11 protein-coding genes, 2 pseudogenes and 2 riboswitches are annotated in these 14,389 nt (G+C 30.1%); of the genes and pseudogenes, 6 read left to right on the forward strand and 7 right to left on the reverse strand.

The annotated features are described in order from the left end of the window. Nucleotides 1-120, reverse strand: a pseudogene (locus B2217_RS07370) (metal-dependent transcriptional regulator); the annotation flags it as partial. A 106-nt stretch (nt 121-226) separates the two neighbouring features. Between B2217_RS07370 and B2217_RS07375 the strand changes: the two are divergent. Continuing rightward, nucleotides 227-2,281 carry a TonB-dependent receptor plug domain-containing protein gene (locus B2217_RS07375; protein WP_038331706.1) on the forward strand — a complete coding sequence of 685 codons (2,055 nt, stop codon included), beginning with the start codon at nt 227-229 and terminating at the stop codon, nt 2,279-2,281. After that, the gene (locus tag B2217_RS07380; RefSeq protein ID WP_084106839.1) at nt 2,281-2,727 is read left to right on the forward strand and encodes a thioredoxin fold domain-containing protein; all 447 of its coding nucleotides are present in this window, start codon (nt 2,281-2,283) and stop codon (nt 2,725-2,727) included. Before B2217_RS07375 ends, B2217_RS07380 begins: the two co-directional genes overlap by 1 nt. A gap of 57 nt (nt 2,728-2,784) precedes the next feature. Here B2217_RS07380 and B2217_RS07385 read toward each other — a convergent pair whose 3' ends face one another. Beyond that, a complete protein-coding gene (locus B2217_RS07385; RefSeq protein WP_038331702.1) occupies nt 2,785-3,966 on the reverse strand; it encodes a homoserine dehydrogenase in 1,182 nt (393 codons plus the stop codon). A gap of 126 nt (nt 3,967-4,092) precedes the next feature. Continuing rightward, nucleotides 4,093-4,191: riboswitch (SAM riboswitch) on the reverse strand. 445 nt (nt 4,192-4,636) lie between these two features. Further along, nucleotides 4,637-4,735: riboswitch (SAM riboswitch) on the forward strand. 45 nt (nt 4,736-4,780) lie between these two features. Between B2217_RS07385 and B2217_RS07390 the strand changes: the two genes are divergently transcribed. From B2217_RS07390 to metF, 3 genes are all read left to right on the forward strand, one after another. Further along, nucleotides 4,781-5,779 (forward strand): homocysteine S-methyltransferase family protein, encoded by a 999-nt coding sequence (locus B2217_RS07390; RefSeq protein ID WP_038331700.1) that lies wholly within the window; start codon nt 4,781-4,783, stop codon nt 5,777-5,779. Continuing rightward, the gene (gene metH, locus B2217_RS07395; protein ID WP_291122238.1) at nt 5,767-8,430 is read left to right on the forward strand and encodes a methionine synthase; all 2,664 of its coding nucleotides are present in this window, start codon (nt 5,767-5,769) and stop codon (nt 8,428-8,430) included. The genes B2217_RS07390 and metH overlap by 13 nt, the downstream gene beginning before the upstream one ends. A 351-nt stretch (nt 8,431-8,781) precedes the next feature. Then, nucleotides 8,782-9,738 (forward strand): methylenetetrahydrofolate reductase [NAD(P)H], encoded by a 957-nt coding sequence (metF, locus tag B2217_RS07400; RefSeq protein WP_115000637.1) that lies wholly within the window; start codon nt 8,782-8,784, stop codon nt 9,736-9,738. Between the two features lie 60 nt (nt 9,739-9,798). Here the strand turns inward: metF and B2217_RS07405 are convergent, their stop codons facing one another. From B2217_RS07405 to B2217_RS07420, 4 genes are all read right to left on the reverse strand, one after another. Further along, the gene (locus B2217_RS07405; protein ID WP_180906734.1) at nt 9,799-10,209 is read right to left on the reverse strand and encodes a hypothetical protein; all 411 of its coding nucleotides are present in this window, start codon (nt 10,207-10,209) and stop codon (nt 9,799-9,801) included. Beyond that, nucleotides 10,175-10,633 carry a hypothetical protein gene (locus B2217_RS07410; protein WP_180906733.1) on the reverse strand — a complete coding sequence of 153 codons (459 nt, stop codon included), beginning with the start codon at nt 10,631-10,633 and terminating at the stop codon, nt 10,175-10,177. Before B2217_RS07410 ends, B2217_RS07405 begins: the two co-directional genes overlap by 35 nt. Nucleotides 10,634-10,806: 173 nt before the next feature. Beyond that, a complete protein-coding gene (locus B2217_RS07415) occupies nt 10,807-12,021 on the reverse strand; it encodes an MFS transporter (protein ID WP_180906732.1) in 1,215 nt (404 codons plus the stop codon). A gap of 87 nt (nt 12,022-12,108) precedes the next feature. After that, on the reverse strand, nt 12,109-13,023 hold the full coding sequence (locus B2217_RS07420) for a helix-turn-helix domain-containing protein (protein WP_180906824.1): 915 nt from the start codon (nt 13,021-13,023) through the stop codon (nt 12,109-12,111). A gap of 308 nt (nt 13,024-13,331) precedes the next feature. Between B2217_RS07420 and B2217_RS07425 the strand changes: the two genes are divergently transcribed. After that, nucleotides 13,332-14,099, forward strand: coding sequence for a methyltransferase domain-containing protein (locus tag B2217_RS07425; protein WP_291116620.1), 768 nt, complete (start codon nt 13,332-13,334; stop codon nt 14,097-14,099). A gap of 46 nt (nt 14,100-14,145) precedes the next feature. Here B2217_RS07425 and B2217_RS07430 read toward each other — a convergent pair. After that, a pseudogene (locus B2217_RS07430) lies at nt 14,146-14,389 on the reverse strand (aspartate aminotransferase family protein); the annotation flags it as partial.

Below are 14,389 nucleotides of genomic sequence, written 5' to 3' on the forward strand. Positions count from 1 at the left end.
TACAGTAGGCATTTTTATTTCCAAATGCTTACTCAAATCCTTCACATTCACTTCTCCTTTTCCATTTTCAGAAAGATGAAATAATGCTTTTAGGTAATTTTCTTCGACCAATGAATTCATAAAAACAAATATAGTTGAAAATTAAGTAAAATTTAATAATTCATTTTTAATAATATTTTTGTTAGATTTGTCTAACTTTTTAATTTGATTATAATTTTTACTTGATATGAAAACAACATTTTATTTATTCATTGCTTTAACCTCCATTCTATCAAATGCTCAGGAACAAAAAGATTCTATTTTCGTGAAAGATCCTTCAGAAAATTTAGATGAGATTGTAGTTACAGGAACAATGAAAGCTGTAAGAAAATCTGATAGTCCAGTTCCAATTGAAATCTATACACCAAAGTTTTTTCAAAAAAATCCAACACCTTCATTATTTGACGCTGTACAATTAATAAATGGTGTTCAACCGCAACTAAATTGTAACGTTTGCAACACAGGTGATATTCATATTAACGGAATGGAAGGTCCTTATACCATGATTTTAATTGATGGAATGCCAATTGTTTCTTCTCTATCTACAGTTTATGGTTTGAGCGGAATTCCGAATTCTTTGGTTGAACGAATAGAAGTCGTAAAAGGGCCAGCATCTTCCCTTTATGGAACAGAAGCTATGGGAGGTATAATTAACGTAATTACGAAATCTCCTAAATCTGCTCCAAAATTATCTTTAGACGCCTTTACTACTTCTTGGTTGGAAACCAATCTTGATGGAGGATACAAATATAATTTAGGAGAAAAGGTAAATGGTTTATTTGGCTTTAATTACTTTAAATATGACAATAAAAAAGATAAAAATAATGACGGTTTTACAGATGTAACGTTACAAGATCGTATTACATTATTCAATAAATTTGATTTTGAACGTCAAGAAAATAGAACAGCTTCCGTTGCTTTACGTTATTTATACGAAGATAGATGGGGAGGTCAAATGAATTGGAAAAGAAAACTACACAGAGGAAGTGACGAAGTTTATGCAGAAAGCATTATGACAAATCGTTTTGAAGCGATAGGAATGTATCAATTACCTGTAAAAGAAAAAATAATGACACAATTTTCTTACAATTTTCATCAACAGAATTCATTTTATGGTCCAGAATCGTATCAAGGAAAACAACAAGTTGTTTTTGCTCAAGCTTATTGGGATAAAATAATTGGACAACATAGTTTACTTTTAGGATCTTCATTCAAGTATACTTATTACGATGATAACACTAGAGGTACTGGAGAATATGATGAAGATAATAATCTAATCAAGAATAACCCTACGAATACACCTATTCCTGGTGTTTTTGTACAAGACGAATGGACATTAAATTCTGAACACAAATTATTACTTGGTTACAGATTTGATTACGATAAAACACATAAAGGAATACATTCTCCAAGAGTAGCTTACAAATTTTCACCTTCATCTCATCATACTTTAAGAGCAAGTTTTGGTACAGGATTTCGTGTTGTGAATGTCTTCACAGAAGATCATCGTGCATTAACTGGAGCTAGACAAGTAGTTTTTGAAAATGAATTAAAACCTGAAAAATCATATAATGGAAATATTAATTATGTGTTCAAACTACCAACTTCTTTTGCAGCTCTAAACTTTGATTTTACAACATTCTATTCTTATTTCACAAACAAAATTATTGCTGATACAGATACTGACGAAACAAAGATTATCTATGACAATTTAGATGGACACGCAATATCTCAAGGAGTTTCTTTAAATATAGATGCAACATTTGACTTTCCTCTTAAAATAATGCTTGGCGCTACATATATGGATGTTTACAAAAAAGAAAATGGAGAAAAAGAAGTTCAATATCACGCACCGAAATGGTCTGGAAATTTCTTAGCAAGTTATACATTCAAAAAAGGTTTTACTATTGATTTAACCGCCAATTATAATGACAAAATGAAATTACCTCGCGTAGAAAATGATTATCGACCAGAATATTCAAAACCAACTTTTATTGCCAATATTCAATTGAGTAAATCATTCAAAAATAATATTGAAATCTATGGTGGAGTAAAAAATATTTTTAATGTTTTACCAAAAGGCGATGTTATTGCTCGTTGGTGGGATCCATTCGGAGAACCAGGAAATGGCATTACTCCTCCTAAAGGAAGTAATGATGTTATTTTTGAGCCAAATGATTACAGCTATACACCTATGCAGGGAACAAGAGGTTTTATAGGTGTCCGATATAATTTACGTTAATGAAAATCTGGTACTTCATATTCATTTTATCATCATTGAATCTCCAAGCACAGATTTCATTAGAAAAATTTAATTCAATTTTTAATGAAAATCCTAAACCAATTCTGCTTTATTTTTCAACCAATTGGTGTAGTTACTGTATGATTCAAAAGAAACAATTAGAAAAAGATGATGAATTACTTCAAATTCTAAATAATGACATTTATTTTATTGAATTTGATGCAGAAACAAATGAATCTATTATTTTTTTAAACAAAAAATATGAACCTAAATCGAATAAAAAAACTCACCCATTTTTAGAAGAATTTATTGATAAAAACGAACAAATTAGTTATCCATATTGGGTTTTGATCTCAAAAGATTTTAAAATTGAAATGACTTATGCTGGATTAATTAAAAATAAACCACTAAAACTTTTATTGAAAAAGTATTTACAAAAACCTTAATTTTTAGATTTACAAAAAAAGCCTCAATTAATATTGAGGCTTTTTAATCACAAAAATTTACTCAAACGCAATTATTGAAAGTTTTGGATTTTCAATAATCTCTTTTTGTTTGAGCTTTTCTATATCAATCACACCAACAATGTGATTGTAATTTTTACTTTGATAACGCTCTTCTATTTCATCAAAAATGTTTGAAACATCATCTGCTTGATTCTCAAAACCGATATAAATTCTCTTTTTTCCTGTTTGATTAAAAACACCTTCTTCTTTGTTTTCATATTTTCGAATCGAATATTGATAATCATATTTTAACGCAGAAATATCACTCAAAACAGCCGAAGAAGTTGGGAAACGCCCTGCTCCTTTTCCGTATAAAAATTGTTCATCCGAAAGCGAACTTCCAATCAAAACACCATTATATTCGTTGTTTACAAGCGCAATTGTTTTATTTAATTCAACAAAAGTTGGTAAAACTGTTGATGTAATTTCACCTGTTTGATGATTAATTTTAGAATTCGCAATCAACTTTATTGTATAATTTTTTTCTTTCGCGTATTTAAAATCTTCCACTTTCAATGAGGTAATTCCTTTTCGAATAACTTGCTCAACATCAATCTTTTTACCAAAAGCATGCAAGGTAATAATTGCTAATTTACTCGACGCATCAAAACCTTCTACATCAGCCGTTGGATCAGCTTCTGCAAAACCACTTTCTTGCGCTGCTTTTAAGGCATCTTGATACGATTCATTTTCATTTGCCATTTTCGTCAAAATGTAATTTGTTGTACCATTTACAATTCCAGAAACATAATTCAATAAATCGTTATCAAAATACTCTTCTAAATTTCTAATAATCGGAACTGATCCACAAACAGATGCTTCATAAAGAAAAGAAACATTATTTTTTGCTTGCAAATCCAATAATTCTTTGTGATGATCGGCAATCAATTTTTTATTTGCACTCACCACATGTTTTCCTTTATTGAACGCTTTTATAATGATATCATGCGCCGCATCAGCATCCGAAATTAACTCAACAACAACATTTATTTCATCATCATTTAAAATATCATCCGCATTAGTCGAAAATAATTCAGACGGAGCATTTCTAGGTTTAGAATTATCTTTAATTACAATTTTTTTAATTGCAGCATTCAATTGTGGTTTTTCTTCTAAAACCTTGTAAATTCCTTCTCCTACAACTCCAAATCCGAACAATCCGATATTTATTTTTTTCATGTATTCTTTTGTTTTAATATTTTTTTATCAGAGAAAAGTGAAGAAAAAAAATGGTTCAATCGCATAAAAACAATTGAACCATTTTGAATAAAGAATATTATTGAATGATTGGTTTACAGTAGTTTTTATTCATCTTTCCTATAAGGATGGATTTAGCACCTTGATTCGTTAATCAGGTTGCTAAAGTTTCTTTGGGCCATTTCCCTCCACTTTTCTTGATAAAATGTAAATTTTAATGAACTATTTCTGAGGACAAATTTAGGTGAAAGAATTCTATATATCCAAATTAATTTCATTGTTGTGATTTAATATTTTCCGTAATTAGTAATAAAAACACACAAATCATGAATTTTATTCTATAAATATAAATATGTAAAAATAATTTTCTAAAAAACACGATTAAAAGAAAAAACAAATCTTAATAATTTTTAATAAAAACCTATTTTTATTAAAAATATTCTAAAAACAATTAGTTTTAACAATTGATTAAAATATTATTTCTTTAAAAACATCATTTTAAAGAATATTTTTCTAAAATAAATTTCAAAAATGACCTATTAGAGATTTTGAACTATTTCAAACAAAAATTATTTCTATGAACCAAATTCTAAACTCGTTTTTTTCAATCTTGATTTTTTTATTCTCAATACTTTAAATAATTTTGCACATAGCTTTATAAAGAAAGATGGAGGGAATAGGCCCGTTGAAATCTTAGCAACCCAAAGTATAGTTGGGTGCTAAATCCTACTCAAATAGAGAAAGATAAGGACACTCACCTCACACTTCTTCCCATAAGGCTTTTAAAATATTTAGAATGAAATTAAACGATATACTAAAAGAGCGTATTGTAATTTTAGATGGTGCGATGGGAACAATGATCCAAAAGCACAATTTACAAGAAGAAGATTATCGTGGAGAACGATTCAAGGATTTTCATACGTCTTTAAAAGGAAATAACGATTTATTGGTTTTAACGCAACCACAAATCATAAAAGATATTCACCGAGAATATTTGGCTGCTGGCGCGGATTTGATCGAAACAAATACGTTCAACGCTAATATTATTTCTATGGTTGATTATGATATGGTTGATTTGGTTGATGAATTAAATCACGAAGCCGTTCGTTTAGCGAAAGAAGCTTGCGAGGAGTTTTCTACGCCAGATAAACCTCGTTTTGTTGTCGGTTCTTTAGGCCCTACAAACAAGACAGCCTCTATTTCGCCACAAGTAAATGATCCGAGTTATCGCGATGTGGATTTTGATTTATTGGCAAATGTTTATTATCGTCAAGCAAAAACAATGTTAGAAGCTGGTGCCGATATTTTACTTGTCGAAACTATTTTTGATACGTTGAATGCAAAAGCAGCATTTTATGGAATTCAAGATGCAATAGAAAAAACAGGAATTAATGTTCCGTTAATGGCTTCAGGTACAATTACAGATAAATCTGGACGTACGCTTTCTGGACAAACAACCGAAGCTTTCTTGATTTCATTAGAACATATTGATTTAATTTCAGTTGGATTAAATTGCGCTTTAGGTGCAACAGATTTGATTCCATATTTGGAAGTTCTAGCCGAAAAAGCTCCATTTTATGTGAGCGCATATCCAAATGCCGGTTTACCAAATGCTTTCGGTGGATATGATGAAACGCCTGAAATGATGCGAGATTTTATCAAACCTTTCTTGGATAAAAAATTAGTAAATATTTTAGGTGGATGTTGTGGAACTACACCAGATCATATTAAATTGATGGCTGATTTAGCAAAAGAATACGAACCTCGAAAAATTAATGTAGAATGTCAGGCGTAAAAATTCAACTTTCTGGATTAGAACCTTTAATTGTACGCAAAAATTCAAACTTTGTAAACGTTGGTGAACGTACAAATGTTACTGGTTCTAAAAAATTCTTGCGATTAATCAAAGAAGAAAAATTTGAAGAAGCACTTCAAGTTGCACGTGATCAAGTAGATGGTGGCGCGCAAATTATCGACATCAATATGGATGAAGGAATGCTTGATGGTGTGGCTTCTATGGTAAAATATTTGCGTTTGATTGCTTCTGAACCTGATATTTCGAAAGTGCCAATTATGATTGATTCTTCGAAATGGGAAATTATCGAAGCTGGTCTGAAAAATGTTCAAGGTAAAGCAATTGTGAACTCAATTTCTTTGAAAGAAGGAGAAGAATTATTTATTGAACATGCCAAAAAAATTAAGCGTTTTGGTGCTGCAACAGTGGTTATGGCGTTTGATGAAAAAGGTCAAGCAGATAATTATGAACGCCGAATCGAAATTGTAAAACGTTCGTATGATATTTTGGTGAATGAAGTAAATTTCAATCCAAGAGATATCATTTTTGATGTGAATATTTTCCCAGTTGCAACGGGAATGGACGAACATCGACGAAATGCCATCGATTTTTTTGATGCAACAAAATGGATCAAAGAAAATCTTCCGCATGCATTAGTTTCTGGTGGAGTTTCGAATGTTTCGTTTTCGTTCCGTGGAAATAATGCGGTTCGCGAAGCAATGCATACAGCGTTTTTGTATCATGCCATCAAACATGGAATGGATATGGGAATCGTCAATCCGGAAATGATTGAGATTTATGATGATATTCCAAAAGATTTATTAGAACACGTTGAAGATGTTCTATTAGATCGACGTGAGGATGCAACAGAGCGTTTGATTGATTTTGCCGAACATCTAAAAGGTGTTACAAAAGAGAAAAAGAAAGATGATGCTTGGCGTGAGTTACCTTTAGAAAAACGTATTGAAATTTCGTTGGTTAAAGGTATTACAGAATTTATTGACGAAGATACTGCCGAAGCTTTAGAAAAAATTGGTTCTCCTCTACGTGTTATTGAAGGTCCTTTGATGGATGGAATGAATGTCGTTGGAGATCTTTTTGGAAGTGGAAAAATGTTCTTGCCTCAGGTTGTGAAATCAGCGCGTGTAATGAAAAAATCTGTTGCTTATTTAACGCCTTTTTTAGAGGACGAAAAACTTAGAAATAAAACAGATAAAGAGCCTTCTAAAATCTTAATGGCAACTGTAAAAGGTGACGTTCATGATATTGGAAAAAATATTGTTTCTGTCGTTTTAAGTTGTAACGGTTTCGAAATTATAGATTTAGGTGTAATGGTTTCTTCTGAAACAATTTTAGATGAAGCACAAAAAAATAATGTCGATGTGATTGGTCTTTCTGGATTGATTACACCTTCGTTAGATGAGATGGTGCATGTTGCCAAAGAAATGAAACGTCTTAATCTTGATATTCCATTGATGATTGGTGGCGCGACGACTTCTAAAGCGCATACAGCCGTTAAAATTGCACCAGAATATGATAAAGCTATTCATGTTTTAGATGCTTCGCGTTCGGTTACGATTTGTCAAAAATTAATTGGAAATCAACAAGCAGAATTACTTACAGAAACAACTACTGATTATACAAAAATTAGAGAAGGTTTCTTAAATCGTGCTGTATCAAAAGAATATCTATCGATTGAAGATGCTCGAAAGAATAAATTAAAAGTTGATTTTGAAGAAAATAAACCTTTTAAACCAAATAAATTAGGTGTTTTCACGCATCAAACAACAGTTTCTGAATTAAGAGATTTTATCGATTGGACTCCATTTTTCAAAACATGGGATTTACACGGTAAATTTCCTGCAATTTTAGAAGATGAAATTGTTGGCACAAATGCCAAGGAATTATATGTCGATGCTTTATCAATGTTAAATAAAATCGAAACTGAGAATTTAGCAAAACCAAAAGCTGTTTTTGGACTTTTCAAAGCGAATACGGTAAACGATGACACGATTGAATTGTTTGATGAAAATGATAACAAAATCGAGGAATTCTATACACTTCGTCAACAAGCAAAAAAATCGAAAGAGCAACCAAATATTTCGATTGCTGATTTTATTGCGCCAAAAGATTCAGAAATTCAAGATTATATCGGAGCATTTGCTGTGACTGCTGGACAAGAAATTGAAGAAGTTGCCAAAGCTTACGAAACGAATTTAGATGATTACAATTCGATTATGGTAAAAGCAATTGCCGATCGTTTGGCTGAAGCTTATGCTGAATATTTGCACAAATATGTTCGTACAGAAGTTTGGGGCTATGCGAAAGATGAAACTTTATCGAATGATGAATTAATCTCAGAAAAATATAAAGGAATTCGTCCTGCTCCAGGTTATCCTGCTTGTCCTGATCATTTAGAAAAAGAAACAATTTTCAAGATTTTGGATGTAGAGAAAAATGCAGGAATTGAGTTAACAAGTTCGTTGGCGATGTATCCTGTTTCGTCTGTTTCGGGTTATTATTTTGGAAATCCAGAAGCAAAATATTTTGGAGTTGGAAAAATAAAAATGGATCAGGTTGAAGATTTTGCAAAACGTAAAAATATAGAACTCGATAAAGCTGAACGTTGGTTGAGTCCTAATTTGGCGTAAGGAATTGTACAATGTATTATGTAAAAAGTACATTGTGCTCTAGCTAAATGAAGAATCTCAGACTCCTCGACAAGCTCAGAATGACAAGAAAAGCAAAGTCAGTCTGAACTCGTTTCAGAATTACACAAGTTTGGATGAAATGTAGAAATAAGTTCAGCATGATAACGAACGTAGAACAAAATTAAAAAATGCGTTAGGGATTGCAGTGAAAATCCTTTTTTGATGATTGAGCAAAGTCGAAATGAACAAAAAAGATTGCAACGAAAAGCCCTCCCGAAGGAAACGCCCATATAAAAGAAAATATATAATCGAAATTCGAGATTCGAACTTCGCTAAACGATGAAATAAAGAATGAAAGTTACCGAACATATAGAACGCGCAAACGGAAAACCGTTGTTTTCTGTGGAAATTTTACCACCTTTGAAAGGGCAAGATGTCAATGCGACGTTCAAAACTTTAGATCCATTAGTTGAGTTAAATCCAGCTTTTATCGATGTAACTTATCATCGTCAAGAGTATATTTACAAACAGAAAGAAAACGGATTGTTGAAGCGATATCAAGTACGAAAACGTCCTGGTACAGTTGCAATTTGTGCTGCAATACAGAATCATTATAAGATAGATGCAATTCCGCATTTGATTTGTGGTGGATTTACAAAAGAAGATACAGAAGATGCGTTAATCGATTTGAATTTCTTAGGAATTGATAATCTTTTGGTTTTGCGTGGAGATCCTATTAAATCGGAAAAATCTTTTGTGCCAGAAGTTGGAGGACATGCGCATGCATCGGAATTGATTGAGCAAATTACGGCTTTAAATACTGGAAATTATTTGGATGACGAACTACAAGAGTCTCATGCAATGGATTTTTGTATTGGTGTGGCGGGTTATCCTGAGAAGCATTTCGAATCGCCGAATCTTGCAATGGATTTGTATTATTTGAAAAAGAAAGTGGAATTGGGTGCAGATTATATCGTGACGCAAATGTTTTTTGATAATCAGAAATATTTTGATTTCGTTAAAAAATGTCGCGAAATGGATATTAATATTCCGATTATTCCAGGTATAAAACCTTTGACAACTTTCAATCAACTAACGTCGATTCCACAAAATTTCTATTTGGACTTACCAGAAGCTTTGGCAATGGAAGTTTTGAAGTCGAAAGATAAGGAACGAATCAAGGAAATCGGAATTGAATGGTGTATTCAACAATGTAAAGAGTTGATCGATTTTGGTGTTCCTGGATTACATTTTTATACAATGAGTAATTCTATAAATACAAAAAGAATCGCTGAGGCGGTTTATTAAATAGGAAAAATATGCTATCAAAAATCCGAGCGCTTACTCGGATTTTTGATAAAATAATATTTAATCATATGCTTTTTTTAATGCTTCTTCGATATTTAAAAAAGCTTCATTATTATTAAGATTATTTACTAACATCCATTTTTTAATATATTCTAACCCTTTATAGTTCTTAGTATTAATAATTTTCAGAAAAAAACTACAATCAATAATTTCTTCTTTAATTTCATTATTTTCAGTTATGCGAAATAAATTTAACAGAAAATCACCAGCATATAAAACTGAATCACCGTTAAATCTTGAAGAAATCCAACCTCCAAAACCATGCGGAATTGATTGTATTAATACATATTGATCAAATTCTGACCAATTTAGTACATCAAGACAAAGATCTTCCCAATCATTTTTAGAAAAATCATTTAAATCTTCTTGAATATACTCATTTCCTCCCCCCCATACTCCAAAAATCTCCATCAACATGTGTATTTTTCAATATATAATAATATATATCTTGAATTTTATAATTGTTAGTTTCGCTTTTTGAATGGGTTATATAATTACCTTCCCATTTACTAGAAATTAAATGTTGTAAATCTTTAGATAAAAATGAATAAAGCCTCACAAATATAGGTTGAGTATCATAATCCGTAGTATACATTCTATTTAAACCTTTTATTGTACAATTAATTAGTATTTTTATAGAGTAGTTTTTCCAGCCTGATAAATTATCCTTTAACTTATCAAAATCACTATCTGAAAAATCACTTAAATATTTATATATTTCAATTCCTCCTTTTGCTTCCCAAAAATGTTTATTTTTAAATCTATATTTTTTAATAAAATGGTATAGATTTTCTACAATATCAGTTTTATTTGATTTTAAAAAAAAGTTTAACATATTTTTAAATGATTAATAAAAAACTTAAAATAAAATTTTACAAAATTCAAGAATCTAAAAATTTCTTTTTTCAATTCTACTAGACAAAAAGCCTTTTCAAATTACAATAAAGTAAACAATAAACCAATATAAAAATCTATTCACAAAAAATCCGAGCAAATGCTCGGATTTAATTATACGATTATAGTTTTTTTTCGAGCTGATTTTTTCATTCGATACATAAGGTAAATAATTAGAGACAATAGAAATGAAAAGATAAAATATCGAATTGCTAATCCATTTTGACTATCAACTTTACCTGTGTTTGAGATAATAAAACTTGTAAGCGAAGTAATAATATACGTCATTCCTCCCATCAAACCACCAGCAACACCAGCATTTTTAGGAAAAGCCATCATATTTGAAGTAAAGAATGATGTGAATAAAATTCCTGAACAAATATGAATGAAAAAAGCAAAGAATAATAAAACAAATAGATTTTGAACAAAGAAACCTGTGATAATCAAAAGTGAAATCAAAATTAATTGTATAATAATAGTTAAAACTATACTTTCATTAAAATCAAGATGCATTCTTTTTTTTCCTACAAATCCGCCAATCATCCACGAAAAACCTAAAATTAAAGTTGAATAACCAATCACAACAGAATTAAAATGGTAAGTATTTTCAATTAAAAATGGACCAATAATATTGAAAATCATCACAATAGAATAAGCAACAGCTTGTATCATAATACCGACTATAAATAACTGATTTTTAAGCATCATTCTATACGTATCGATGACGTTTTTAAAATTTAATTTAGTTTTTTCAGTAATACTTTCTCCACTTAAAATCAATTCAAAAATTAAAATTAAAGCTGCATAAATTGCTAAAAAATAGAAATTTGCATGCCAATTAAACAATTTTTCTAAATATCCACCTAAAAACGGTGCTAAAATAGGTCCACATGACCAAACAATAGTAAAATAACCTAAATAATGTTTAGCCTTTTCCGGTGTATGAATATCGATAAAAAGTGCTCTGGTCGCAATGACAATAACCGCAACTGAAATTCCTTGAATAACACGCAGCAAACAAATCAACAAAATACTATCTGTACTCGCGATAACCAAACTTGTGATTAATACGACAAATAATGCTACAATTTTTGGATAATATCGTCCAATTGCATCCAAAATACTTCCAATAAACAATTGGGATAAACCGTAACTCAATAAAAAACAAGTCAAAGTTAATTGAATACTACTTTCTGGAACCATCAACGATTTTGCCATCGACGGAAATGACGGCAAATAGATATCTGTTACAAATCCCGAAATTGGAATCGAAAAGAAACCAAGTATACTTACAATTTTTTTTCTTTTTTCTGATGCTTCTCTCAACATAAATCATTTTTTACCATGCAAAAGTAAAATGAATGTGAAATTGAGGAATTAAAAAAGACAAATAAAAAATTACAAAAATCAAATAAATTAATTTTCTTGTTTAAATTTTAATGGAGAAGTTAAAGTATGTTTTTTAAAAAAATTATTAAAATGTGCTGGTTCTTCAAAACCTAATGTGTAACCAACTTGCGCAATATCCCAATCAGTATACAACAGCAAATTTTTGGCTTCTTCAACAATTTTCTGTTTAATAATCTGTGTCGTTGTTTGTTTAGTCACAGATTTCACCGATGAATTGAGATGATTTACATGAATATTTAATTTCGTTGCAAAATCAGCTGGTGTTTTCAAAATAAGTGGATGAGCAGGCGAATCGAGCGGAAATTGTTTGTTTAATAATTCATCAAACTTCTTATACAATCTCACATTTGAAGGCAATTCAACCGCATGTATTTCATCAACTTTTTGTTCTAAAACATAATGAAAAATAGCAGATAAATGATTACGAATACTAAAATATCTCAATTGATAATTGGATTGATTAAGACGATACATTTCCTGAAAATAAGACAAAATCAAAGGTAATTGTTCTTCCGAAATCTCAATGAAAGGAGAACTCCAATCTTTAAACAAAGATGTTTTTTTGAAGACATCAAACTCTTTATTTTCAGAAAAAAATTGTTGATTGAACAAACAAAAATAACCTTCTTGTAAACTTGATTTACATTCCCAAGTGTAAGAAATATGAGGAGATGGAAGAAATAAAACCGGCTTAGAAATATACCGTTCATTATTTCCATATTTAAAAATTCCTTCACCAATCAACAGACTTATTTTGTAATAATCTCGTCGACTATATGGACTTTTAAAACTACAATATTTGCGCAAAGAAATATTAAAATGCGCTTTATCGTGTTCAAAATTAGCAGAATTCATCAATTCGGCTTGTTCTAAACTAATTTTATTGTAATAATCTGCAATAGTTTCTAATTCTTGGCTCATCTCTATTCTTACAAAATTCAAATAAACAACATTTTAAAATAATTATATGTTAAAATCTATATTAATCATAAATACTATTCATTGTGCATTTTGATAATTTTAGCAATTAAACCGTCAATTCGAGTGAAATTCTTTTAGAATTTTGTATCGAGAATAAGGTTTTAGAAGATAAAATTCTATTCTCGATACAATTTTTATTCATTTCATTTCTAAAAATCACTCGAACTGACGAATTTTAATTCAAAATATACAACGGGTTAAATATTATAAAATTTCATTAACTTTAATCACATTAAAATTCAATAAAAATGCCTTGGAATCCCGAAATTTATAATCAATTTAAAAATATTCGTTATCAACCTTTTTATGATTTAGCGGATTTGATTTCTGCTGATAATTTGAAAAATTGCGTCGATGTTGGTTGTGGAACTGGTGAACAAACAGCTATTCTTGCCAATAAATTTGAACACGCTAATTTTTTAGGAATTGATTCTTCTAAAGAAATGCTCGAAAAGTCAAAAGAATTTGATTTAGCCAATCTTACATTTCAGCAACAAACGATTGAAGAATTTGCAAATTCTGATACAAATTGGGATTTAATTTTTAGTAATGCAGCGTTACAATGGTCAGATAATCATGAAAAATTGTTTCCCACATTAATCTCAAAACTGAATGATAATGGACAATTTGCGGTGCAAATGCCTTGTCAAAAAGATAATGTATTAAATGTTATTTTGAGTGATTTGGCACAAGAAAAACCTTTTGCAAATTATTTGAATAATTTTCATCGAGATTCGCCTTTGTTAACGATAGATGATTATGCGAAAATCATGTTTGATAATGGATTGAAAGATTTGAACATTAACATGAAAGTTTATCCAATTTACGGAAATGACGAAACAGAATTTTATAATTTCATTTCTGGTTCTGCATTGATTCCTTATATGGAGCGCTTAACTACAGAACAACAAGAATTATTTACTACAGAATTCAAAACAAGAATTAAGAAATATTATAAGAATTTTCCTGCAATTTATTCCTTTAAGAGAATATTGTTGTATGGGAGAAAGAGCTAAATAAAAAAGAGAATCAATTATGATTCTCTTTTTTATTTATTAAAATTTAATCTAAATCGTCTAATACTGATTTTAAAATATTACAACCTTTTATAATATCTTCATCCGAAATATTAATTGGTGGTGTAATTCGTAAATTCTCGATACTATACATCAAAAAGAAAAGAATCAAACCTCTGTTCATACATTCTTGCTGAACGCGCAACGTATATTCTGGCGATGATAATTCTGGCGCAAGCATTAAACCTTTACCATGAATTTTCTTAATTTTTGGATGTTGAAGATTTTCT

Origin of the sequence: Empedobacter sp. UBA7620 (assembly GCF_002484185.1) — a bacterium.
GTDB classification, from domain to species: domain Bacteria; phylum Bacteroidota; class Bacteroidia; order Flavobacteriales; family Weeksellaceae; genus Empedobacter; species Empedobacter falsenii_C.

Coding starts and splice junctions, on each gene's coding strand:
- B2217_RS07385 (WP_038331702.1), bottom strand. CDS start 3,966: ATGAAAAAAATAAATATCGGATTGTTCGGATTTGGAGTTGTAGGAGAA.
- B2217_RS07425 (WP_291116620.1), top strand. CDS start 13,332: ATGCCTTGGAATCCCGAAATTTATAATCAATTTAAAAATATTCGTTAT.
- B2217_RS07380 (WP_084106839.1), top strand. CDS start 2,281: ATGAAAATCTGGTACTTCATATTCATTTTATCATCATTGAATCTCCAA.
- B2217_RS07390 (WP_038331700.1), top strand. CDS start 4,781: ATGAAATTAAACGATATACTAAAAGAGCGTATTGTAATTTTAGATGGT.
- metF (WP_115000637.1), top strand. CDS start 8,782: ATGAAAGTTACCGAACATATAGAACGCGCAAACGGAAAACCGTTGTTT.
- B2217_RS07415 (WP_180906732.1), bottom strand. CDS start 12,021: ATGTTGAGAGAAGCATCAGAAAAAAGAAAAAAAATTGTAAGTATACTT.
- B2217_RS07410 (WP_180906733.1), bottom strand. CDS start 10,633: ATGTTAAACTTTTTTTTAAAATCAAATAAAACTGATATTGTAGAAAAT.
- B2217_RS07405 (WP_180906734.1), bottom strand. CDS start 10,209: ATGGAGATTTTTGGAGTATGGGGGGGAGGAAATGAGTATATTCAAGAA.
- B2217_RS07375 (WP_038331706.1), top strand. CDS start 227: ATGAAAACAACATTTTATTTATTCATTGCTTTAACCTCCATTCTATCA.
- B2217_RS07420 (WP_180906824.1), bottom strand. CDS start 13,023: ATGAGCCAAGAATTAGAAACTATTGCAGATTATTACAATAAAATTAGT.
- metH (WP_291122238.1), top strand. CDS start 5,767: ATGTCAGGCGTAAAAATTCAACTTTCTGGATTAGAACCTTTAATTGTA.